At 70.2% G+C, this 20,311-nt stretch carries 20 protein-coding genes; 11 read left to right on the top strand and 9 right to left on the bottom strand.

The genetic code is table 11. The features are described 5' to 3' along the window. The first annotated feature begins 162 nt into the window (after nt 1–162). Together B0I32_RS46185 and B0I32_RS46180 are read left to right on the top strand one after the other, a co-directional pair. Nucleotides 163–1,593 carry an alpha,alpha-trehalose-phosphate synthase (UDP-forming) gene (locus tag B0I32_RS46185; RefSeq protein ID WP_407674813.1) on the top strand — a complete coding sequence of 477 codons (1,431 nt, stop codon included), beginning with the start codon at nt 163–165 and terminating at the stop codon, nt 1,591–1,593. A gap of 116 nt (nt 1,594–1,709) precedes the next feature. Beyond that, nucleotides 1,710–2,951, top strand: coding sequence for an MFS transporter (locus tag B0I32_RS46180; RefSeq protein WP_245956559.1), 1,242 nt, complete (start codon nt 1,710–1,712; stop codon nt 2,949–2,951). On the opposite strand, the gene B0I32_RS46175 is transcribed toward B0I32_RS46180, so the two are convergent. The 3 genes from B0I32_RS46175 to B0I32_RS46165 are packed head-to-tail and all read right to left on the bottom strand — an operon-like array spanning nt 2,929 to nt 4,685. Next, on the bottom strand, nt 2,929–3,540 hold the full coding sequence (locus B0I32_RS46175; protein ID WP_106250586.1) for a hypothetical protein: 612 nt from the start codon (nt 3,538–3,540) through the stop codon (nt 2,929–2,931). The two genes, B0I32_RS46180 and B0I32_RS46175, sit on opposite strands and share 23 nt — an antisense overlap. A gap of 35 nt (nt 3,541–3,575) precedes the next feature. Further along, entirely contained in the window at nt 3,576–4,364 is a 789-nt protein-coding gene (gene otsB / locus B0I32_RS46170) for a trehalose-phosphatase (protein ID WP_245956540.1), read from the bottom strand. Nucleotides 4,365–4,385: 21 nt separating this feature from the next. Continuing rightward, nucleotides 4,386–4,685 (bottom strand): DUF3263 domain-containing protein, encoded by a 300-nt coding sequence (locus tag B0I32_RS46165; protein WP_106250585.1) that lies wholly within the window; start codon nt 4,683–4,685, stop codon nt 4,386–4,388. 138 nt (nt 4,686–4,823) lie between these two features. Between B0I32_RS46165 and B0I32_RS46160 the strand changes: the two genes are divergently transcribed. The 5 genes from B0I32_RS46160 (at nt 4,824) to B0I32_RS46140 (ending at nt 9,643) form a co-directional block, all read left to right on the top strand. Further along, entirely contained in the window at nt 4,824–5,630 is an 807-nt protein-coding gene (locus tag B0I32_RS46160; protein WP_106250583.1) for an SAM hydrolase/SAM-dependent halogenase family protein, read from the top strand. Nucleotides 5,631–5,757: 127 nt separating this feature from the next. Further along, a complete protein-coding gene (locus tag B0I32_RS46155) occupies nt 5,758–6,618 on the top strand; it encodes a hypothetical protein (protein WP_146178558.1) in 861 nt (286 codons plus the stop codon). Next, on the top strand, nt 6,615–7,961 hold the full coding sequence (locus B0I32_RS46150) for a S8 family serine peptidase (protein WP_219912353.1): 1,347 nt from the start codon (nt 6,615–6,617) through the stop codon (nt 7,959–7,961). The genes B0I32_RS46155 and B0I32_RS46150 overlap by 4 nt, the downstream gene beginning before the upstream one ends. 25 nt (nt 7,962–7,986) lie before the next feature. After that, the gene (locus tag B0I32_RS46145; RefSeq protein WP_106250580.1) at nt 7,987–8,391 is read left to right on the top strand and encodes a Zn-ribbon domain-containing OB-fold protein; all 405 of its coding nucleotides are present in this window, start codon (nt 7,987–7,989) and stop codon (nt 8,389–8,391) included. A gap of 67 nt (nt 8,392–8,458) precedes the next feature. Next, nucleotides 8,459–9,643 carry a lipid-transfer protein gene (locus B0I32_RS46140; RefSeq protein WP_245956537.1) on the top strand — a complete coding sequence of 395 codons (1,185 nt, stop codon included), beginning with the start codon at nt 8,459–8,461 and terminating at the stop codon, nt 9,641–9,643. A 171-nt stretch (nt 9,644–9,814) separates the two neighbouring features. On the opposite strand, the gene B0I32_RS46135 is transcribed toward B0I32_RS46140, so the two are convergent. The 5 genes from B0I32_RS46135 to B0I32_RS46115 all read right to left on the bottom strand — a co-directional run bounded on the left by B0I32_RS46135 (nt 9,815) and on the right by B0I32_RS46115 (nt 15,551). Continuing rightward, nucleotides 9,815–10,831, bottom strand: a complete 1,017-nt coding sequence (locus B0I32_RS46135; protein ID WP_106250578.1) for an ABC transporter ATP-binding protein — start codon at nt 10,829–10,831, stop codon at nt 9,815–9,817. Further along, complete coding sequence (locus B0I32_RS46130; protein ID WP_181308530.1) at nt 10,815–11,852, bottom strand: ABC transporter ATP-binding protein; 1,038 nt, start codon at nt 11,850–11,852, stop codon at nt 10,815–10,817. Before B0I32_RS46130 ends, B0I32_RS46135 begins: the two co-directional genes overlap by 17 nt. 14 nt (nt 11,853–11,866) lie before the next feature. Further along, nucleotides 11,867–12,847: an ABC transporter permease gene (locus B0I32_RS46125; RefSeq protein WP_245956535.1), complete on the bottom strand. Its 981-nt coding sequence runs from the start codon at nt 12,845–12,847 to the stop codon at nt 11,867–11,869. Continuing rightward, a complete protein-coding gene (locus B0I32_RS46120) occupies nt 12,840–13,784 on the bottom strand; it encodes an ABC transporter permease (protein ID WP_106250573.1) in 945 nt (314 codons plus the stop codon). The genes B0I32_RS46125 and B0I32_RS46120 overlap by 8 nt, the downstream gene beginning before the upstream one ends. A 129-nt stretch (nt 13,785–13,913) precedes the next feature. Next, nucleotides 13,914–15,551, bottom strand: coding sequence for a peptide ABC transporter substrate-binding protein (locus tag B0I32_RS46115; protein ID WP_106250572.1), 1,638 nt, complete (start codon nt 15,549–15,551; stop codon nt 13,914–13,916). Between the two features lie 472 nt (nt 15,552–16,023). Here B0I32_RS46115 and B0I32_RS46110 point away from each other — a divergent pair, with 472 nt between their 5' ends. Together B0I32_RS46110 and B0I32_RS46105 are read left to right on the top strand one after the other, a co-directional pair. Then, a complete protein-coding gene (locus B0I32_RS46110; RefSeq protein WP_106250570.1) occupies nt 16,024–16,959 on the top strand; it encodes an ABC transporter permease in 936 nt (311 codons plus the stop codon). Next, nucleotides 16,952–17,818, top strand: a complete 867-nt coding sequence (locus tag B0I32_RS46105; RefSeq protein ID WP_181308528.1) for an ABC transporter ATP-binding protein — start codon at nt 16,952–16,954, stop codon at nt 17,816–17,818. The genes B0I32_RS46110 and B0I32_RS46105 overlap by 8 nt, the downstream gene beginning before the upstream one ends. Before the next feature lie 96 nt (nt 17,819–17,914). Here the strand turns inward: B0I32_RS46105 and B0I32_RS46100 are convergent, their stop codons facing one another. Beyond that, nucleotides 17,915–19,150: a glycosyltransferase gene (locus B0I32_RS46100; RefSeq protein WP_106250569.1), complete on the bottom strand. Its 1,236-nt coding sequence runs from the start codon at nt 19,148–19,150 to the stop codon at nt 17,915–17,917. Between the two features lie 46 nt (nt 19,151–19,196). Between B0I32_RS46100 and B0I32_RS46095 the strand changes: the two genes are divergently transcribed. Next, nucleotides 19,197–19,805 carry a TetR/AcrR family transcriptional regulator gene (locus B0I32_RS46095; protein WP_181308525.1) on the top strand — a complete coding sequence of 203 codons (609 nt, stop codon included), beginning with the start codon at nt 19,197–19,199 and terminating at the stop codon, nt 19,803–19,805. 165 nt (nt 19,806–19,970) lie between these two features. After that, nucleotides 19,971–20,126 (top strand): hypothetical protein, encoded by a 156-nt coding sequence (locus B0I32_RS58365; protein WP_181308554.1) that lies wholly within the window; start codon nt 19,971–19,973, stop codon nt 20,124–20,126. The last annotated feature ends 185 nt before the right edge of the window (nt 20,127–20,311 follow it).

Here is a 20,311-nt window from a genome sequence, read left to right as displayed (position 1 = left end):
GGTCTCCTCCGGCCGCGGAGCGGGCGAGTTCCTCGGTTAGCTCATCAAGCGCCATAGATGGGATCCTATGTTTGTGATCGATGGGAGCCTAGTTGACTTCCTCGCCCCTCCGCACGCGAGATGCCGCGGTCCGCGCGTCAATCCCGCGACTCGTGACCGAGGATGTCCATGAACAGCGTCCTGCTCGCCTCCAACAGAGGCCCGGTCTCCTTCACCGTCTCCGACGACGGTGAGCTGACCATGAGGCGCGGCGGCGGCGGCCTGGTCTCGGGCCTGTCGGGCGTGGCCAAGGACGACGGCGTGCTGTGGATCTGCGCCGCGCTGTCCGACGGCGACCGCAGCGCCGTGCGCCTGGCCGCCGGCGGCCGCATCGACCAGGCCGGCTACGACACCGGCCCGCTGCGGATGCTCGACATCGCGCCCGCCGTCTTCCACCGCGCCTACAACGCCGTGGCCAACTCCACCCTGTGGTTCGTCAACCATCTGCTCTACGACATCCCCAACACGCCCAACTTCGGCACCAGGTTCGAGCGCGAGTGGGAGTCCTACCGCGACTACAACGGCGCGTTCGCGCTGGCGCTGGCCGAGGAGGCCGGCCACGGCGCCCGCGTGATGGTGCAGGACTACCACCTGACGCTGACCCCCGCCATGCTCCGCGCCGAACGGCCCGACCTGCGCATCGCCCACTTCAGCCACACGCCGTGGGCGCCGCCCGAATACTTCTCCCTGCTGCCCGACGAGGTGGCGCGCGAGGTCCTGGAGGGCATCCTGGGGGCCGATCACGCCGGGTTCCTCACCGACCGATGGGCGCAGGCGTTCATGGACTGCTGCGAGCGCCTGCTGGGCGCGGAGGCCGACCGCGTCGGGCGCAGCGTCACCCACGAGGGCCGCACCACCCGCATCGGGGTGCAGAGCCTCGGCGTGGACGGCTCGGCGCTGTGGGAGCGGGCCTGCGAGCCCGACGTCGAGTCCCACATGACCGCGCTCAGGGAGCAGGTGGGCGACCGCAGGCTGATCGTCCGCATCGACCGCACCGAGCTGTCGAAGAACATCGTCCGCGGCCTGATCGCCTACCGCGAGTTCCTGGCCGCCCATCCCGAGTGGCACGGCCGCGTCGTCCACCTCGCCTTCGCCTATCCCAGCCGGCACGACCTGCCCGAATACCGCGAATACACCGCGTCGGTGCAGCGCCGCGCCCAGGAGATCGAGGACGAGTACGCCACCGACGACTGGGACCCGCTGATCCTCAACGTCAACGACGACTACCCGCGTTCGCTGGCCGCGTACCGGATGGCCGACGTGCTGCTCGTCAACCCCATCCGCGACGGCATGAACCTGGTCGCCAAGGAGGGGCCGGTCCTGTCCGAGCGGTGCGCGCTGGTGCTGTCGCGGGAGGCGGGGGCGGCGGCCGAGCTGGGCCAGCACGCGCTCCTGGTCAACCCGTACGACATCAGCGGCACGGCCGCGGCTCTGCACGACGCGCTGGTCATGCCGGAGGACGAGCGGCGCATGCGCCGCGACAAGCTGCACGCCGCCGCGACCGCCCTGCCGCCGCAGAAGTGGTTCGCCGCCCAGCTCGACGCCCTGACCTGACCCGGCTCGACGCCCTGACCTGACCCGGCGCCGCCGCCCTGACCCGGGCCGGTTCCGGGCGCTGACCTACTATGGGAGGGCGATCCCCTCACCGATCGGGAGGCTGCCGGGTGAGCATGGTCTTACCGCCCATCCGGCTGATCCGAGATCGCCCGACCTGGCTCATCTACCTCCAGCTCAGCGCGTTCGCCACCTACATGTACGGCCTGAGCGCCGCCCTGCCGCTGCTCCGCGCCGACCTGCGCGTCCCGGCCACCGTGGCGGGCCTGCACGGCACCGCCATGGCCGCGGGCACGATCGCGGCCGGGCTGCTACTGCCGGCGCTCACCCGCAGGTTCGGCCGGCGCGCGACGACCTGGATCGGCCTGGCCGGGATGAACGCCGGCCTGCTCATGATCGTCCCCGCCGACGCCCTGCCGCTGACCATGCTCGGGTACGGCGTCTCCGGCGGGTTCAGCGCGATCATGCTCTACACCGCCATGGCCGCGCTCAGCGACCACCACGGCCCGGCGGGACCGGCCGCGATCAGCGAGGCCAACGCCGTCGGCGTGGTGGTGGGCATGGGGATGACGTTCTGCCTCAGCGTGGTCGCCCAGACCGCGTTCGGCTGGCGGGCGGCGCTGCTGGTCACGCCGGTCGTGAGCGTGCTGCTGGCGCTGTTCATGGGCCGCGTCTGGCCCCCGCCGCCGCCCGGCTCGCACCAGGCCGCCGGGGCCGCCGGGGCCGCTGTGGGCGCGAAGACGGAGGCCGGTCCGGGCGGGAGCCCGGAGCGGGCGGCCAGTGCGGGCGGGGGCGCGGAGGCGGTGGGCAGGCCGGGGTGGGGGTTCCATCTGGCGGGGCTCGTGCTGTTCTGCTGCGTGGCGATGGAGTTCACGTTCAACCTGTGGGCCGCCGACCTGTTCGCCGGCCGTACGGGACTCAGCGCGGCCGCGGCGGCCACGGGGCTGACCGCGTTCGTGGGCGGGCTGGCGGCCGGCCGGTTCGCCGGGGCGCAACTGGCGCTGCGCCTGCCCACGGTGCCGCTGTTCGTGGGGGCGCTGGCGGTGGCGTTCGCGGGCTGGCTGCTGTTCTGGCTGAGCACCCACCCGGCACTCTCCTACGCCGGGCTGGTGGTCTGCGGGCTCGGCGCCTCGCTGCACTTCCCGCTGGCGCTGTCGGGGCTGATCGCCGGCGCGGGCGGCCGGGCCGACCTGGCGGCCGCGGCCTCGCCGATCTGGGCGGGAGCCGCCATCGCGGCCGGCCCGCTCGCGCTCGGCGCGCTCGCCGACGGCTTCGGCACCTGGAAGGCGTTCCTCCTGGTGCCGGTGCTCATCGGCCTGGCCGTGGCCGGGGTGCTCAGTTCCAGTCGGCGTTCCTGAGCGCGGCGGACAGGCCCGGCGTGCTCCACTGGTCGACGACGAGGATCCTGGTCTTCGGCAGGTACCACTCGCGCTGTGTGTAGCGCGACTTCACCTTGCCGTTCGCGTACGAGACGCAGCTCGCCCGCCACTCGCGGTAGGCCGCCTTGTGCCCGGGACCGAACTGGCGCAGGCCCTTGACCTTGGCCGAGCCGAGGATCTGCCCCCACTTGCCGTTGCTCGGACACTGCTGCACGTCGGTCGCGGGGTAGAACGGCCTGGTCCCGTCGTAGGCGTGGAAGAGCTCATTGCCGTGCTTGATGGCCTTGGGGCCGAGCACCCAGAAGCCGCGGCAGCCGGGGGTGCCGTAACCGCCGGAGGGCTTGGCGCAGCTGCCGGTGACCACGTGGATCCAGTCGGGGCTGACCCGGTGCACCGCCCACTTGATCGGCAGATGGAGCGTCAGCCCGCCCCTGAGCTTGAGGGGCTGAGTGGACGCGCCGCTGGTGGCGTTCGCGGCGTGCGTGCCGCTGGTGGCGTACGCGGGGAAAGGTGCGGCCAGGAGGGCGATCGCGGTCAGGGTCGCGACGGCGAGATGACGCTTGGACATGGGACCGACCCTAGGGAGCGCGACTTGCAGCCCGATCACGAACGACTGAACGCCGACCCCAGCTCACGCAGCAGCGCCACCACACCCTGCGGCCCGTCCACCACGATGTCGGCCCGTTCGGCCAGCGCCGTCACCTCGGCGGAGCCGCTGCACACGGTCACCCCGGGCAGCCCCGAGGCGCGTACGGCGTCGAACGCGGCCAGATCGCCCAGGTCGTCACCGACGAACATCACCGATCTCGCCGCCTTCTCGGCCAGGAACAGGCTCAGCGCGTGTCCCTTGTCCATGCCGGGCGGCCGCAGCTCCAGCACCATGCGTCCCGGCTCGATCACCAGGTCGTGCTTCGCGGCCAGCTTGGCCAGCGGCTCGCGCAGCACGGCCAGCGCGCCCTCGGGGTCGGGGCTGCGCCTGGTGTGCACGGCCACGGCCCGGCCCTTGTCCTCGATGACGACGCCCGGCAGATCGAGCGTGCCGAGCAGCAGTTGCAGCTCCGCCTCGGCCCTGGGCACCCCTGGCGGGGGCGGGGGCGCGGAGACGCGGCCGTCCTCCCAGCGTTCGAAGCCGTAGTGCCCGAGCACGACCAGCCCCTCCACGTCGGCCAGGCCGGGGCCGAGCTCCAGCGCGGTGGCCGCGGGCCTGCCGGTCACGACGACCACCGCGAGGACGTGAGCGCCCAGGTCGGCGAGTACTTCGGGCGCTTCCGGGTGGATCACGGCCTCGGCCGGATCGGGCACGATCGGCGACAGTGTGCCGTCGAAGTCGAGCCCGATCACGGCGCCCGCCGGATCACGCAAGATCGCTTCGATTCCAGGGATGTTCTTCACGCGCCTGCCGTACCCAGCCGGTCAGGGGCGCATGCCAAACCTTCTGGCGGCGCGCTCGCGCTGGCGGGTGGAGCGTAGCCGGCGCAGCCTCTTGACCAGCATGGGGTCCTGCTCCAGTGCCTCCGGCCGGTCGATCAGCTCGCTGAGCAGCTGGTAGTAGCGCGTGGCGGAGAAACCGAAGCTCTCCTTGATGGCCTGCTCCTTCGCGCCCGCGTAGCGCCACCATTGGCGCTCGAAGGCGAGGAGCTCGATGTCGCGTTGTGAGAGGGGTTGTCGGGACGGTTCCTGGGCAGCATTGTCACCGCTGAGCGGTGCTCCCATGGTGTCCTCCTCGAAAGGGGCGAGCGTCGGTCACGTCGCTCGCACGCGGCCCGAGGCCATCGTAATGTGCCGAGTGCGGCCGTTCACGGCGGATTGGCGGCTGTTCACGGCGGATTGCGGGACGTACAGTCACCAAATGTGACCTCTGTCATCACGCTCCTCACCGATTACGGGCTCGAAGACGGTTACGTGGCGGCCTGTCATGGGGTGATCGCCGGCATCGCTCCCGAGGCCCGCGTGATCGACGTGTGCCACCTGATCCCCTCCGGCGACGTACGGCGCGGAGCGGCGGTCCTGGCCCAGACGATCCCCTATCTGCCGCAGGGCATCCACATCGGCGCGGTCGATCCGGGCGCGGGCGGGGCCAGGCGGGCGGTGGCCGTGGAGGCGGGCGGCCGGGTGTTCATCGGCCCCGACAACGGGCTGCTGTCGTGGGCGGTGCACGCCAGCGGCGGGGCGGTGGCGGCGTACGAGATCAGCAACTCCGCGCACTTCCTGCATCCGGTCTCGCCCACCTTCCACGGGCGCGACGTGTTCGCGCCGGTCGCGGGGCGGCTGTTCGGCGGGCTGCGCACCGCGGACCTGGGGCCCGAGGTGCCGCTGGGCAGGCTGGTCTCGCTGCCCGAGCCGACGTCGCAGCTGCGCGATGGCTCGGTGGAGGGCGAGGTGGTCTCGGTGGACCGGTACGGCAACACGCAGCTGTCGATCGCGGCCGGCGACCTTCAGGCGCTGGGTGTGCGGGTGGGTGACACGCTGGGGGTGTGGCTGGGGCGGCGGCAGCTCGCGCTTCCCTTCCGTGAGACGTACGCGGCGGTGCCGCCGGGGGAACTGGTCGCGTTCGCGGACTCGGCCGGGCTGATCGCCATCGCGATCAACTGCGGCGACGCGGCCCAGCGGCTGGGGCTCCCACCTGGGGCACATGTCCGACTTTCGCCCACACCGTAGGCGGAAAGCCATAGATCGGAATTACTCCGCGTATCGGTCTGTTTACCGAAGCGTCGGAATGTCTGAACGCTCTCGTGTCAGAATGCGGAACAGATCGGAGGTCCCTCCCCTCCCGTTCGAGGTTGACATGTTCCATTTGTCCCTTGTGCTGTTGTCCATCATGGCCGCGGTCTGGCCCTCACCGGTGCCGACCGTCTCAGAGCGCTGGCACGCGTGGCCGGTCGCCCGGGTCTTCCCCGACTCGGTGCCCGGCTCCAGCCCTTCGGGGGCGCGGGTCACGTACGTGCTGGCCGGAGTCGCCCCCGAGGCGCCCTGCCGGCGCGCCTTCCAGCCCGCCGCCGTACGTTCGAGTTGCCGCACGGCCTTACGCGCCACGTACGCGGACAGCACCCGCACCTTCGTCGTCACCGTCGGCATCGCCGTCCTCGCCAACCGCACGACCACCGCCACCGACCCGGGGGCTCGGCAGGTTGGCGGACCGGCCGCCGACCCGGACGCCGGACAGGCCGCTGGATCGACCGCCGACCCGGGAACCGGGCAGGATGGCAGGCCAGCCGCCGACCCGGACGCCCGACAGGACGGCAGGTCAGCCGCCGACCCGAGCGCCGGGCAAGCCGTCGGGTCCTCCGCCGACCTGGGATTCGGTCTCGCGGCCGGACCCTCGGCCGATCTCGCGGCCGGGTCTTGGGCCGGGACCTCGGCCGGTGTGGTGGCCGGGTCCGTCGCCGATCTCGGAGTCGTTCTCGCCGACGCGGGGCGGCCCGCGACGGTGCGGCCGGTGGCCTTCCCCGGCGGAGCGGCCGAGCGGTTCGGCGATCGGCAGTACTTCACCGGCGTCGTGGTCGACTCCGACGAGCGCTATGTGGTGGCCACGGCCGCCGGATACGCCGACGGGCGGACGTACCGGCCGGGCGACGGCGCCGTGGCCCGGCTGCGCCACGCGGCCCGGCAACTGGCGACGGTCCTGCACCAGGCGCTGACCCGATGAGGCGGCTCATCGTCCCGACGCTGCTGACCGGCCTGGCGGCCGTCATCGCCGTCCCCGGCACCGCCGCCCACGCGACCAGCACCACCGACAGAGCGAGCACCGCCGACACGACCAGCACCGCCCACACAACCGGCACCACCGGCAGAGCAGGCACCGTCCACGCGACCAGCACAACCCACACAAGCGGCACCACTCTCACAACCGGCACCATCGGCGGGGCCGGCACCACCGACGCGACCGGGGCGGCGAGCGTTGCCGGGGTGGCGGATGTGGTGGATGACGTCGGGGATCTGGGGGAGGCGGCGCGGGCCGGGCAGTGGCAGTTGGGCACGTTGCGGCTGCCCGAGGCGTGGCGGCTGAGCAAGGGCGAGGGCGTCGTGGTGGCCGTCCTGGACACCGGCGTGAACGCGCACCACCCCGACCTGCGCGGCGCCGTCATCGAGGGCCCCGACCTGACCGGCACGGGCGACCGGCCGTGGGGCCCGCACGGCACCGCCATGGCCAGCCTGATCGCGGGCCGCGGTCACGGCGACGGCAGCGGGATCATGGGCGTGGCCCCGGCCGCCACGGTGCTGTCGGTGCGGGTGACGCTGGAGAACGGCGACCCCCGGCGCGGCAGGCAGCTCTCCGGCTGGCGCGACGCGCTGGCCAGGGGCATCCGGTACGCGGCCGACCACGGCGCCGACGTCATCAGCATGTCGCTCGGCGGCGGCAGCGGCGCGTGGGAGGGGTACGCGGCGGAGGAGGAGGCCGTCCAGCACGCGATCAGCAAGGGAGCGGTGCTGGTGGCCTCCTCGGGCAACGACGGGGCCACCGCCAACAGGAAGAACTTCCCCGCCGCCTATCCGGGGGTGATCGCGGTGGGCGCGGTCGACCGGCGGATGAAGGTGGCCCGGTTCTCCAACAAGCAGGACTACGTCTCGGTGGTGGCGCCCGGCACGCAGATCGTCACGGCCGACGCGGGCACCTCATACGTGGTCGGTGACGGCACGAGTTCGGCCGCCGCCATGGTCGCGGGCATCGCGGCGCTGATCAGCTCGGCGCATCCCGACATGTCTCCCTACCACGTGCGCCGGGCCATCGAGCTGGGCACCGGGCGGCGGCCGTCGGGCGGCTACAGCCCCGCCTACGGGCACGGCGTGGTCGACGCGCTGCTCGCCCTGCGGACGGCGGACCGGCTGGCGATGCCGGTCACGGCCATGGCCGGCCCAGGGCCGTACTTCGGCGACGGGCCCGTGCCGGCCACCCGGATGCCGGTGGTGGGCGGCATGCTGATGCTGATGGCGGTGATGTCGGCACGGGTGGTGCTGCGCCGCCGGGGACGGCGAAGGGATGTAACCTAGCAAGCGCTTGTGTGATACTCCGGCTATGACGTACGCCATCGACGGCTGGTTCGCCATCGAGGAAGAGGGCGTCCGCCTGCTGGGCACCCGGTGCCCGGCCTGCGGAACGGTCTGCTTCCCGCCACGGCACGACTCGTGCCCCGATCCCCGGTGCACGAGCACGGACATGGAGGTGTTCCGGCTGCCTCGGCGCGGGCGCGTCTGGTCGTACACCAACGCCTGCTACCCGCCGCCGGCGCCGTACGTGGCCGCGCAGCCGTACGAGCCGGTCACACTGGCCGCGGTCGAGCTCGACGAGGTCGGGATCGTGGTGCTCGGGCAGGTCAAGGGCCTGACGGTGGACGAGCTCACGGTCGGCATGGAACTGGAGCTGACCTCTGGCCCCCTGGCCGACGGCCCGCTCGTGTGGATGTGGGGGCGAGCGTCATGAGGGGCACACCGCTGGAGGCGAGCGTCATGAGGCCCGTGACAGAGCCGCACCGCTGGAGGCGAGCGTCGTGAGCGTGGTCGTGATGGGCACCGGGATGCACCCGTGGGGCAAGTGGGGCCGCCCGTTCCTCGACTACGGCGTGGCCGCCGCCCGCGAGGCGCTCAAGGACGCCGGCCTGGCCTGGACGGACGTGCAGTTCGTGGTCGGCGCGGACACCATCAGGAACGGCTACCCGGGCTTCGTCTCCGGTGCCTCCTACGCCAAGGCGCTGGGCTGGTCGGGTGCCAGGGTCGCCTCCTGCTACGCGGCCTGCGCGTCGGGCGCCCAGGCGCTGGACATCGCCCGCGCCAGGATCCTGGCCGGGCTGTGCGACGTCGCCCTCGTGATCGGCGCGGACGCGACCCCGAAGGGCTTCTTCAAACCGGTCGGCGGCGACCGCCCCGACGACCCCGACTGGCTGCGCTTCCGCCTCCTGGGCGCCACGAACCCCGCCTACTTCGCCCTCTACGCCCGCCGCCGGATGGCCGTGCACGGCTCGACGCCGGCGGACTTCGCCGCCGTCAAGGTCAAGAACGCGCTGGCGGGCTCGCTCAACCCGATGGCCCGCTACCGCGAGCGGGTCACCGCCGAGCAGGTGCTGGCCTCCCCCATGGTGGCCGACCCGCTGCACCTGATGGACATCTGCGCCACCTCGGACGGCGGCGCGGCGGTGGTCCTGGCCTCGGAGGGGTACGCCCGCCGCCACGGCGGCACCCTGGTACGCCTGGCCGCCGTCTCCACGGTAACGCCGACCTTCCCGAACACGGTGCTGGAGCTGCCCGACTTCGCCACGGACTCCCGCGTCACCGAGCCCCCGCCCGGCCACCGGCCCTTCAGGGCCGCGATCGCGCACGCGGCCTACGAGGAGGCGGGCCTGGGCCCGCAGGACGTGTCGCTGGCCGAGGTCTACGACCTGTCCACGGCGCTGGAGCTGGACTGGATGGAGGACGTCGGCCTCTGCCCGCCCGGCGAGGCGGACAAGCTGCTCCGCGACGGCCAGACCGCCCTGGGCGGCCGCATCCCGGTCAACCCGTCGGGCGGCCTGGCCTCGTTCGGCGAGGCGATCCCGGCTCAGGCCATCGCCCAGCTCTGCGAGCTGACCGCCCAGCTGAGCGGCCGGGCGGGGCCGCGCCAGGTGGAGAACGCCCGCGTCGGCCTGGCGGCCAACCAGGGCCTGTTCGGCCACGGCTCAGCGATCATCGCCACCCGCTGAGCCCCGGAACGTGGTCCGGCTTCTGAACCACGTCACGGGGCCCACAGGGCGCCGTGACGGCGGCCCGCCACTGACGGGTTCAGACAGCGTCTCCCTGGAGGGCCATCAGCCACGTGCGGCGTCTGGGGCAACCCGGCGCCGCCGTAACAGATGGACCCTCCAGAAAAGAGATCAGCCTACGTGCACCACATCGTGGGTTTCGGCGAAATGGCAGGCGCTTTCGTGCGCCGTGCCCGGCCGGATCTGCAGCAGCGGCTCCTCCTCCGCGCAGATCTCCTGCGCCTTCCAGCACCGCGTGCGGAACCGGCACCCACTCGGCGGGTTGGCGGGCGACGGCGGGTCGCCCTGGAGGATGATCCGCTCCCGCTGCTCCCGGCCCTCGGGGTCGGGCACCGGCACCGCCGACAGCAGCGCCTGCGTGTACGGATGCGCCGGCCGGTCGTAGATCTCCGTGTCCTTGCCCAGCTCCACGAACTTGCCCAGGTACATCACGCCGACCCGGTCGGAGATGTGGCGCACCACCGACAGGTCGTGGGCGATGAAGATGTAGGCCAGGTTGAACTCGTTCTGCAGCCGTTCGAGCAGGTTGATGACCTGCGCCTGGATCGACACGTCGAGCGCGGAGACCGGCTCGTCGCAGACGATGATCTCCGGCTGCAGCGCCAGCCCGCGGGCGATGCCGATGCGCTGCCGCTGCCCGCCGGAGAACTGGTGCGGGTAGCGGTTGATGTGGTCGGGGTTGAGTCCGACCACCTCCAGCAACTCCTGCACCTTCGTGCGCCGGTCGCCCTTGGGGGCGACCTCCGTGTGGATCTCGTACGGCTCGCCGATGATGTCGCCGACGGTCATCCGGGGGTTCAGCGAGGTGTACGGGTCCTGCATCACCATCTGGATGTTGCGCCGCATGCGCTTGAGCTCGCCACCCCTGGCCTTGGCGATGTCCCGGCCGTCGATCTTGACCGAGCCCGAGGTGGGCCGCTCCAGCGCCATCAGCACCTTGGCGAGGGTGGACTTGCCGCAGCCCGACTCGCCCACGATGCCCAGCGTCTCGCCCCTGTTCAGGTCGAACGAGACGCCGTCGACGGCCTTGATCGCGCCGATCTGCTTCTTGAAGACGATGCCCTGCGTCAGCGGGAAGTGCTTGACCAGGTCGCGCACCTCGAGAATGCGATCACTGCCGCTCGCCATCGAGGACCTCCCTCCAGTAGTGGCAGGCGCTGCTGCGCACGCCGCTGATCTCGTAGAGCGGGGGGGCGTCGGTCACGCAGTTGTCCTGCCGGTACGGGCACCGCGGGTTGAACGAGCAGCCCGACGGCAGGTCCAGCAGGTTGGGCGGCAGACCCTTGATCGCGTACAGTTCCTGGCCCTTGAGGTCGACCCTGGGGATCGAGTCCAGCAGGCCCTTCGTGTACGGATGCGCGGGCGCCTTGTAGATGTCGTACACGGGGGCGTTCTCCACGATGCGCCCCGCGTACATGACCGCGATCTTGTCGGCCACGTCGGCCACGACACCGAGGTCGTGGGTGATGAGGATCAGGCCCATCTGGCTCTCGCGTTGCAGGTCGGCCAGCAGTTCCATGATCTGCGCCTGGACGGTCACGTCCAGCGCCGTGGTCGGCTCGTCCGCGATCAGCACCTCGGGGTCCAGCGCGATCGACATGGCGATCATGATGCGCTGGCGCATGCCCCCGGAGAACTGGTGCGGATAGTCGTGCACGCGCTGCCTGGCGGCCGGGATGCGGACCCGGTCCATCAGCTCGACGGCCTTCTTCATGCCGTCGGCCTTGGACATGCCCCGGTGCACCCGGAACATCTCGCTGATCTGCCAGCCCACGGTGAAGACCGGGTTGAGGGCGGAGAGCGCGTCCTGGAAGATCATCGCGATCCGCTGCCCGCGCACCTGCGTGCGGGCGTCCTCCGACAGCTTGAGCAGGTCGGTGCCCCTGAAGCGGATCTCCCCCTTGGGGATGACCGCCGGCGGCATGTCGAGGATGCCCATGATGGCCTGGGCCGTCACGGACTTGCCCGAGCCCGACTCGCCCAGCACGGCGAGGGTCTCACCCGCGCCGACCGTGTAGCTCACGCCGTTGACCGCGCGCACGACGCCCGCGCGGGTCTGGAACTCCACGTGCAGGTTGTCGACGGCGAGCAGCGGCCCGTCGCCCGGCCCTCCCTCGGCGGGCAACGCGTCCGGAGTCGTCTTCGTCACTTTGATCCTCCCTCCTACCTGAGCTTCGGATCGAGCGCGTCGCGCACGGCGTCGCCCATCATGATGAACGCCAGCACGGTGACGCACAGGAACACGGCCGGGAAGATCAGCGGCAGCGGCGCCTCCAGGAACCTGTCGCGCGCGTCGGCGATCATCAGGCCCCAGGAGATGTCCGGCGACAGCACGCCGACACCCAGGAAGGACAGCGCGGCCTCGGCCGCGATGAACCCGCCCAGGTTGATCGTGGCCACGACGATGACCGGGGCCACCGAGTTGGGCAGCAGGTGGCGGAACATGATCCGGCCCGCTCCCGCGCCCAGTGCCCTGGCCGCGACCACGAAGTCCTGGCTCTTCGCCGTGATCACGGCCGCTCGCATGATGCGGTACGTCATCGGCCAGCCGAGCACCGCCAGCGCGATGATGACCAGCAGGATGCTGTTGGCCCGGCCGCGGAACGTGGCCGCGATCAGCAGGGCGCCCAGGATCGGGGGGATGGCGAAGAAGACCTCGGTGAGCCGCGAGGAGACCGAGTCGACCAGGCCGCTCTTGTAGCCGGCGACGATGCCGAACAGCCCGCCCACGAGCGTGGTGATGATCGTGGTCAGCACGCCGATCACGATGGAGTTGCGGGCCCCGTAGATCGTCCTGGCGTAGACGTCGCAGCCCAGGTTGTCGCGGCCGAACAGGTGGCCCGCGCTGGGCCCCTGCCGCGCCGTGGACAGGTCGCACGTCCTGGCGTTGAACGGGTCGACCGAGGTGAACAGCTGCGGCCAGAACGACATGACCAGCAGGATCAGGATGATGACCACCGACAGGATGAACATCGGCCGGCGTCTGAGGTCGTACCAGGCGTCGGTCCACAGGCTCGCGGGCTTGCCGCCCTTGGCCTGCTTGTGCTTGCCCTGGCGGTGCGGCGCGGGCGCGGTCACCGTGTCCGAGACCATGGTCTGCGTCTCCGGGAGTCCCGGCCCGACCGGCGGGGTTGGGTTACTCATAGCGGATCCTCGGGTCTAGCACGGCGTACAACAAGTCGACGACCAGGTTGGCCAGGATGTAGACCAGCACCAGTACGGTGACGATACCGACGACGACGGGTTGTTCGCGCAGGTACACCGACGTGAAGAGCTGGTTTCCGATCCCCTGGAGATTGAAGATCGTCTCGGTGATCACCGCGCCGCCCATCAGGTTGCCGAGGTCGGCGCCCAGATAGGTGACCAGCGGGATCAGCGCGTTGCGCAGGCCGTGCCTGCCGACGACCCGGCGTCTGGACAGGCCCTTGGCCGTGGCCGTGCGGATGTAGTCCGCCCTCAGCGTCTCCGCCAGGCTCGTCCTGGTGAGCCTGGTCAGGTACGCGATGGACGTCCCCGCGAGCACGAAGCCGGGCAGCAGGTAGCTGCGCCAGCCCGCGAACGTGCCCGCCACGGGGAAGATGTCCGCTCCGGTCCACTGTTTGAGTTTCACACCCAGCAGGAGCTGCAGCACGAAACCGGTCACCAGCGTGGGCACCGAGATCAGCAGCAGCGTCGAGGCCAGGATCATGGTGTCGGTGGCCTTGCCGCGGCGCAGCGCCGCCCACAGGCCCAGGCCGACGCCGATGACGGCCTCCATGGTCAGGGCGGTCAGCGCGAGGTTCAGCGTGATCTGGAACTTGCCGGCCATGATCTGGGACACCGGGATGTCGGCGAAGTTCACGCCGAAGTCACCGCGGAAGAGGACGCCGCTGATGTAGTACCAGTACTGCAGCAGCAGCGGATCGTTGAGGTGGTACTGCTCGCGCAGCACCTCGGCGATCGCGGGGTCCGGGCGCTTGTCCCCGAACAGTGCCGCGATGGGGTCTCCGGGCAGTGCGAAGACGATGCAGAAGATGAGTAGCGTGGCGCCGAGCAGGACGGGTATCGCCTGGATCAGTCGCCTAATGACATATCGGCCCATTCAAGCCCTCCGGTACACACTTGGAGGCAGCCCCCAGAGTCCGTGGTTTACCCGGCTCGAGTGGCTGCCTCCAAGTTCAGCCATCCGACGGGTGGACGGCGGGAGCCGCCGTCCACCTGGCGAATGACGTCAGGCCTTCTCGATGTCAGCCCAGTTGATCTGGTTGAGCAGGTTGAGCTTGACGTTCTTGACCTTCGTCGAGTGCCCGAAGTTGCTCCGGTAGAAGTAGACCGGGATGTACGGAAGGTCCTTGAGCAGGATGTCGTCGGCCTGCTGGTAGAACTTCAGGCCCTCGGCCGAGTCGGTGGCCTGGTCGCCCTTGGCCACCAGCTCGTCGAAGTCCTTGTTGGAGTAGCCGCCGTAGTTGGAGCCGGTGCCGATGGCGCCGGTGCCGAAGATCGGGGTCAGGTAGTTCTCGGCCGCCGGGTAGTCGATCGCCCAGCCCATCCGGAACAGGCCCTTGTACTCCTTGGAGTCCAGAGCGTCCAGGATGCCCTGGAACTTCTCGAACGGCTTCGGAGTGACCTCGATGCCCAGGTTGGCGCGCAGGTTGTTGGCGACGGCCTCGATCCACTCCTTGTGGCCGCCGTCGTTGTTGTAGCCGAGCTCGATGGTCTTCGGACCGCCGGCGGCCTCGTACAGCTTCTTGGCCTCGGCCGGGTTGTACGTGCACGCCTCGCACGCGCCCTGGCGGTAGCCGGGGATGGCCGGGTTGATGAAGTCGTCGGCCGGCGAACGGGTGCCGGAGAAGACCGTGTCCGTGATCGTCTTGCGGTCGATGGCCATCGAGATGGCCTTGCGCACGTCGACGTTCTGGAAGTCCTTGTTGTACTTCAGCGGGGTGCCGATGTAGCCGATGGAGGCGTCGGGCTCGTCGAAGTACCGGTCACCGAGCACCTGCTTGGCCGTCGAGATGGCCGTGGCCGGCAGCGAGTCGTGGATGTCCAGGTTCTCGGCCTGCAGGTCGTTCCAGGCGGTCTCGGAGCTGGTGTAGACCTTGAACTGGAGCTTGGTCCAGCCCGTGGGCTTCTTTCCGGGGAACTTGTCGTAGACCGACAGCTCGATGGTCGGGTCGGTGCCCTTCTTGTAGGGCTTGTCCAGCTTGAACAGGCCCTGGCCGATCGGCTGCTCGCCGAAGGCCTGGGTCACCTTGCCATCGGGGCCGATGGCCGACTTCGGCATGGGGTAGAAGGCGGTGTAGCCCAGCATCGTCTTGAACTGGGAGAACGGTGCCGCGAGGGTGACCTCGAGCGTGGAGTCGTCGACGACCTTGAGACCCTTCATCTCCTTGGCCGACGGCGTCTTGCCCTCACCCGGGTGCACGTCCTCGTACCCGTCGACGCGACCGAAGAAGTAGGACGAGCTCATGGCGTTGTCCTGGAGGGCGGCGAAGTTCCACGCGCGCGCGTAGTCCGCTGCGGTGACCGGCGTGCCATCGTGCCACGTGTAGCCGGACTTCAGCTTGATCGTCCAGACCTTGCTGTCCGTCGTGGTGATCGACTCGGCGGCCTCTTCGACCGGCTGCTTGTTCTCGTCGTAACGTACGAGCGGCGAGAACACCGCGGCGAGGACCTCAGAGCCCTCGGTCTCGGTCGTGTTCTGGGGGTTCAGGAGCTCCTGGGGCTCACCGATCTCCATGCGGACCGGCGTCTCCCCGCCGCCCGCGGCAGTGCCGCCGCTGTCCGAGGCACCGCCGCCACACGCGGCAACCGCGAGGGCGAGCAGCGCGGTACCGGCGACGATCCGTGCGCCCTTAGTAACACGCATGGTGAAAGAATTCCTCCCTCTACAGGTGGGCGCCAAGCGCTGAGCTGCGGTGATCCGGAGCAGCCTGACGGGGGGTTCCTGGTATCCCCCCGGATTTGGCTGACATGGTCAAACCAGCCGACGCCCTGCCAGTCGATCGCGACTATCCCTTACTACTTGCCACCAGGGAGTCTCTGGCGCATTGCAGTTCGGTCACACGTGTGCCTATCCACCGTCACGGGCATTCAGCCCAGAAACGTACAAACAGCCCAAACAACGATAGAGGGTAGAGCCCGGACGTGAACAGTCGATGAAAAATACCCCCTACACGACGGTGGTCGCGCCCTTGCCACCACACCCCGCCTCCCTGGGCTACGGTTGAGCAGGTCTTGACGACGCCTTGGAACCCGGCGTCGCCAAGCCCCGTCCAACAGACTGTCGCCGACCCGCGTGACAGGCACTCCACCGACCGGGATCCAATAGAGTCCTTGCCATGAGCCAGCCGGAATCCGCTGTAGCGGACGCCCAGGCGGGCGGCCGAAGCGGGCAGGAGCCGCTGGCCAAGCTCGCCAAGAGATACGGGCTTCGCCGTGCCATCGCACGGCCGAGGTTTCCTGTCTACCTGCGCCAGCTGTGGCAGCGGCGTCATTTCATCCTGACGTACGCGACCTCACGCAACGTCACGAAATACTCCAACTCCGCGCTGGGCCAGCTGTGGCAGGTGCTGACGCCCCTGCTCAACGCCGGCATCTACTTCCTGATGTTCGGCCTCATCCTGGGCGGCAACAAGAACATCGACAACTACCCGGCCTTCCTGCTGACCGGGATGTTCATCTTCACCTTCACGCAGCGCACGGTCACCGCGGGCGCGAAGTCGATCTCCGGCAACCTGTCGATGATCAGGGCACTTCACTTCCCCAGGGCGTCGCTGCCGCTGGCCTACACGATCCAGGAGCTGCAGCAACTCGCCATCTCCATGGGCGTGCTGCTCGCGCTCGTGGTGGCCACCCAGGAGTGGCCCACGTGGTATTGGCTCATGATCCCCGTGGTGCTCCTGCTGCAGACGATGTTCAACGTCGGCGCCGGACTGGTGGTCGCCCGGCTCGGCGCCACGATGCGCGACCTCAACCAGTTGCTGCCGTTCATCACCCGCACGTGGCTCTACGCCTCGGGCGTCTTCTTCTCGATCCAGGACAAGGTCGTCGACGCCGCGCAGCTGCCCCAGTGGGTGGCCAACGTGATGTATCTCAACCCGGCGGCCTCCTTCATCGAGTGGATGCGCGAGATCCTCATCGCCACCCACAACCCGGAGTACGGCCACCACCCGCCTCCGATGGTGTGGATGTCTTGCGTATTCTGGGCGGTGTTCGCACTCGGCTTCGGCTTCTGGTTCTTCTGGCGGTCCGAGGAGAGGTACGGGCGTGGCTGAACTGACCAAGGAGCTGTCACAGGTGAAGGGCGACAAGCCCGCCGTCCCCGGCAAGGATGTCAGAGTGCATCCCAACCCGGAGCCCCCGGGCAAGCGGCCCCTCGACGTACCCACGGGCACTCCCACCGTCATCGTCGACGACCTCCACATCGTCTACCGCGTCTACGGCGCCGCCTCGGACAACGAGAAGGGCAACGCGGTCAACGCCCTCACGCGCATCCTGAAGCGCCAGGGGCGGCCGCAGATGAAAGAGGTCCACGCGGTCAAGGGCGTGACCTTCGTGGCCTACCATGGCGACGCCATCGGCATCGTGGGCCGCAACGGCTCGGGCAAGTCCACGCTGCTGCGCGCCATCGCGGGCCTGCTGCCGCCGCACGAGGGCGCCGTCTACACCGACGGCCAGCCCTCGCTGCTCGGCGTCAACGCGGCCCTCATGCGCGAGCTGACCGGCGAGCGCAACATCGTCCTCGGCTGTTACGCCATGGGCATGACGCCCGCCGAGGTCAGGGAGAAATACCAGGAGATCGTCGACTTCTCCGGCATCGACGAGTTCGTCCAGCTACCCATGTCGACCTACTCCTCCGGCATGGGCGCCCGCCTGCGCTTCGCCATCTCCTCGGCCAAGACCCACGACGTCCTGCTCATCGACGAGGCCCTGGCCACCGGCGACCGCGAGTTCCGCAAGAAGAGCGAGGGGCGCATCCGCCAGATCCGCGAGTCGGCCGGCACCGTCTTCCTGGTCGCCCACGACCTGCGCGTCATCGAGGAGACCTGCAACCGGGTCATCTGGCTGCACAAGGGCAAGATCAAAATGGACGGCGACCCGAAAGAGGTCATCGCCGCCTACAACAAGGGCTGATCGACCAGCGGGGCGGCTCACGTCGGACTTCATCCGCCACCGCCGGCCTGTCAGCAGGGCGGCTCACGTCGGACGTCACCCACCACCGCCGGCCCGTCATCCGTGCCGGCGGCCGGGCCCGTCGCGGGCCTGGAGCCGGTCCACCGCCTCGACCACGGGCGCCGCACCGTCCTCCGCCGAGACCCCGGCCGAGAGAGCCCGGGCCCGCTCCCCGTAGCCCGGGTCGGTGACCGCCGCGGTGAGCGCGGCGGCCAGCCGCGCGGGCGTCAGGCGGCGGAACGGGATCGCGGCCGAGGCCACACCGAGTGCCGTCAGCCTGGACGCCCAGAACGGCTGGTCGTTCATGACCGGCACGGCCACCGCGGGCACCCCCGCCCGCACCCCACTTCCGGTGGTGCCACCGCCGCAGTGGTGGGCGACGGCGGCCATCCGGGGGAACAGCCAGTCGTGCGGCACGTCGCCGACCCCCAGCACGTCGTCGGAGAGGAGCCCCCGGACACCGGTCTGCAACACGCCGCGCAGCCCGGCCCGCCGCAACGCGTCCACGGCCAGCGCGGTGTACTGCTCGGCCCGCGTACCGGCCAGGCTGCCGAAACCGACGAAGACCGGTGCGGGCCCCGACGCCAGGAAGTCGCGCAGCACCGGGTCCGGCTGCCAGCCCCGCGGCCGTGGCGGCCACCAGTAACCGGTGATCTCCAGCCCCGGCCGCCAGTCGGCCGGGCGCGGCAGCACCAGCGGGCTGACCCCGTGGAAGACCGGCCAGCGCGTGCTCTCCCTGCGCCGGTAGAGGGCGCGCGGGGTCATCGGGGGCAGGCCCAGCCGGGCCCGCATCCTCACGCCCAGCCCGGCCAGCAGCGGGCCCGCGGCGGGCACCTCGAACGCCAGCCGCGCCGCCCTGCGGTTCCCCCACCGGCCGAGCGAGCGCCGGAGCAGGCTCATGACCGGCGGGAAGTCCCCGGTGGGATCGACCGGCTGCAGATGCACGCCCATGCTCGGCACCCCCATCGCCTCGGCGACGTGACAGGCGGGCGCGCCCGCCACGCCGAGCAGGAGCACGTCGGCCTCCCGCTCGCGCAGCCCGGCCAGGCCTTCGACGAGCTGCTCGCTGTAGTCCCTGAAGGCGCTGATGGAGATGCGGCCGGTCAGAGCGGTGAGCGGGTCCCCCGGAAGCGTGACGCACGCCAGGCCCGCATCGGGCACCAGCTCCGCGTAGGGTTCGTGCGCGGCGATCGTCACCTCGTGCCCGGCCTCGCGTAACCGCACCCCGAGGCCCGCGTACGGCGCCACGTCCCCACGCGTACCGATCCCGATGATCAGAACTTTTGTTGTCATACAGTCGCATGATAAAAGAACATGCCGGTTTTTACCATGCACCCGCATGAGAAAGCGACGGAACATGCCGAAGATCGTCGACCACGACGCCCGGCGTCGGCACATCGCCGAGGCCGTGCACCGCGTCATCCACGCCAGGGGCATGGAGAGCGTCAGCCTGAGGGAGGTCGCCGCCGAGGCCGGCATGTCGATGGGGGCGGTGCAGTACTACGTCACGACGAAGGACCAGATGCTGCTGCTGGCACTGGAGCGCATCGCGATCTGGATCGGCGAACGGGTGGCGGCCGTCGCCGCGGACCGGACCACCCCGCTCGACGTGCTGCGCGCGGCCATCCTGGAGCTGCTGCCGCTGGACGAGGAGCGCCGCTACCTCAACCGGATCGGGCTGGCGTTCCAGGCGAGCTCGGTCGTGTCCGAGGACCAGGCGGCCGCGATGCGGGCGGGCTACGCGGCCCTGCTGGCGCTCCTCACCGACCAGATCAGCGCCGCCCAGAGCGCCGGCCAACTCGCCGCCCACCTGGAGGCCGCCAAGGAGGCGAGCCTCCTCTACGCCTTCGCCCTGGGCATCGTCAACCCCACCCTGGTCGGCCACTACACCCCGGACGACGTCGCGGCGCTGCTCGATCACCATCTCTCGCGCCTTCGCGCGGAGTGATCCAGTGGCGCGCCGCCACCACGCGAGCCCCGCTCTCCTCCAGTTCGATCTTGTGTACGAAACTCCCGCGACCCGAGGGGCAAAAGACTGACACCGAGCCTGCCGTTCCGATAGGATTCGAACGTCAATTCGATCCGAGGAACGGTGATGGAGTGGGGGCTCGCGATGGCAGAGCTTTCGGCCGCGATTGACCACCTGGCCACCGAGGAGGTGTCCGAGATCCCGAGGATGCAGCTCGCCGAGCAGCTTCTCGAGCTGCACTGGCAGATGGCCCGCCTGCAGGCCCAGATAGCCCGCCGCACAGGCGTCCGCCTCCCCTGACCCGTCTCCCCTGACTCGCCACGCCTTCAGAGCCGCCACGACGCCCCGGGAAGACCCCCCACGCCCCGAGGCCGAACCACCGCCCCTCGCGCCTTCCACGGCCACCACAGCCACCCTGAACCCGCGCCCAGGACGGCGAGACGAAGGAAGGGCACGTCCCCGTACAACGAAAAGCGCCGCCAACC

Source organism: Nonomuraea fuscirosea, from assembly GCF_003001935.1.
GTDB classification, from domain to species: domain Bacteria; phylum Actinomycetota; class Actinomycetes; order Streptosporangiales; family Streptosporangiaceae; genus Nonomuraea; species Nonomuraea fuscirosea.
The sequence above is the reverse complement of the archived record's forward strand: the minus strand, read 5'-3'. Positions and strand labels throughout refer to the sequence as shown.

Excerpts from the sequence above, each read along its gene's own strand:
- B0I32_RS46185 (WP_407674813.1), top strand. The coding sequence starts at position 163 with ATGTCCATGAACAGCGTCCTGCTCGCCTCCAACAGAGGCCCGGTCTCC.
- B0I32_RS46180 (WP_245956559.1), top strand. The coding sequence starts at position 1,710 with ATGGTCTTACCGCCCATCCGGCTGATCCGAGATCGCCCGACCTGGCTC.
- B0I32_RS46175 (WP_106250586.1), bottom strand. The coding sequence starts at position 3,540 with ATGTCCAAGCGTCATCTCGCCGTCGCGACCCTGACCGCGATCGCCCTC.
- B0I32_RS46165 (WP_106250585.1), bottom strand. The coding sequence starts at position 4,685 with ATGGGAGCACCGCTCAGCGGTGACAATGCTGCCCAGGAACCGTCCCGA.
- B0I32_RS46155 (WP_146178558.1), top strand. The coding sequence starts at position 5,758 with ATGTTCCATTTGTCCCTTGTGCTGTTGTCCATCATGGCCGCGGTCTGG.
- B0I32_RS46150 (WP_219912353.1), top strand. The coding sequence starts at position 6,615 with ATGAGGCGGCTCATCGTCCCGACGCTGCTGACCGGCCTGGCGGCCGTC.
- B0I32_RS46145 (WP_106250580.1), top strand. The coding sequence starts at position 7,987 with ATGACGTACGCCATCGACGGCTGGTTCGCCATCGAGGAAGAGGGCGTC.
- B0I32_RS46135 (WP_106250578.1), bottom strand. The coding sequence starts at position 10,831 with ATGGCGAGCGGCAGTGATCGCATTCTCGAGGTGCGCGACCTGGTCAAG.
- B0I32_RS46125 (WP_245956535.1), bottom strand. The coding sequence starts at position 12,847 with ATGAGTAACCCAACCCCGCCGGTCGGGCCGGGACTCCCGGAGACGCAG.
- B0I32_RS46120 (WP_106250573.1), bottom strand. The coding sequence starts at position 13,784 with ATGGGCCGATATGTCATTAGGCGACTGATCCAGGCGATACCCGTCCTG.
- B0I32_RS46115 (WP_106250572.1), bottom strand. The coding sequence starts at position 15,551 with ATGCGTGTTACTAAGGGCGCACGGATCGTCGCCGGTACCGCGCTGCTC.
- B0I32_RS46110 (WP_106250570.1), top strand. The coding sequence starts at position 16,024 with ATGAGCCAGCCGGAATCCGCTGTAGCGGACGCCCAGGCGGGCGGCCGA.
- B0I32_RS46100 (WP_106250569.1), bottom strand. The coding sequence starts at position 19,150 with ATGACAACAAAAGTTCTGATCATCGGGATCGGTACGCGTGGGGACGTG.
- B0I32_RS46095 (WP_181308525.1), top strand. The coding sequence starts at position 19,197 with ATGAGAAAGCGACGGAACATGCCGAAGATCGTCGACCACGACGCCCGG.
- B0I32_RS58365 (WP_181308554.1), top strand. The coding sequence starts at position 19,971 with ATGGCAGAGCTTTCGGCCGCGATTGACCACCTGGCCACCGAGGAGGTG.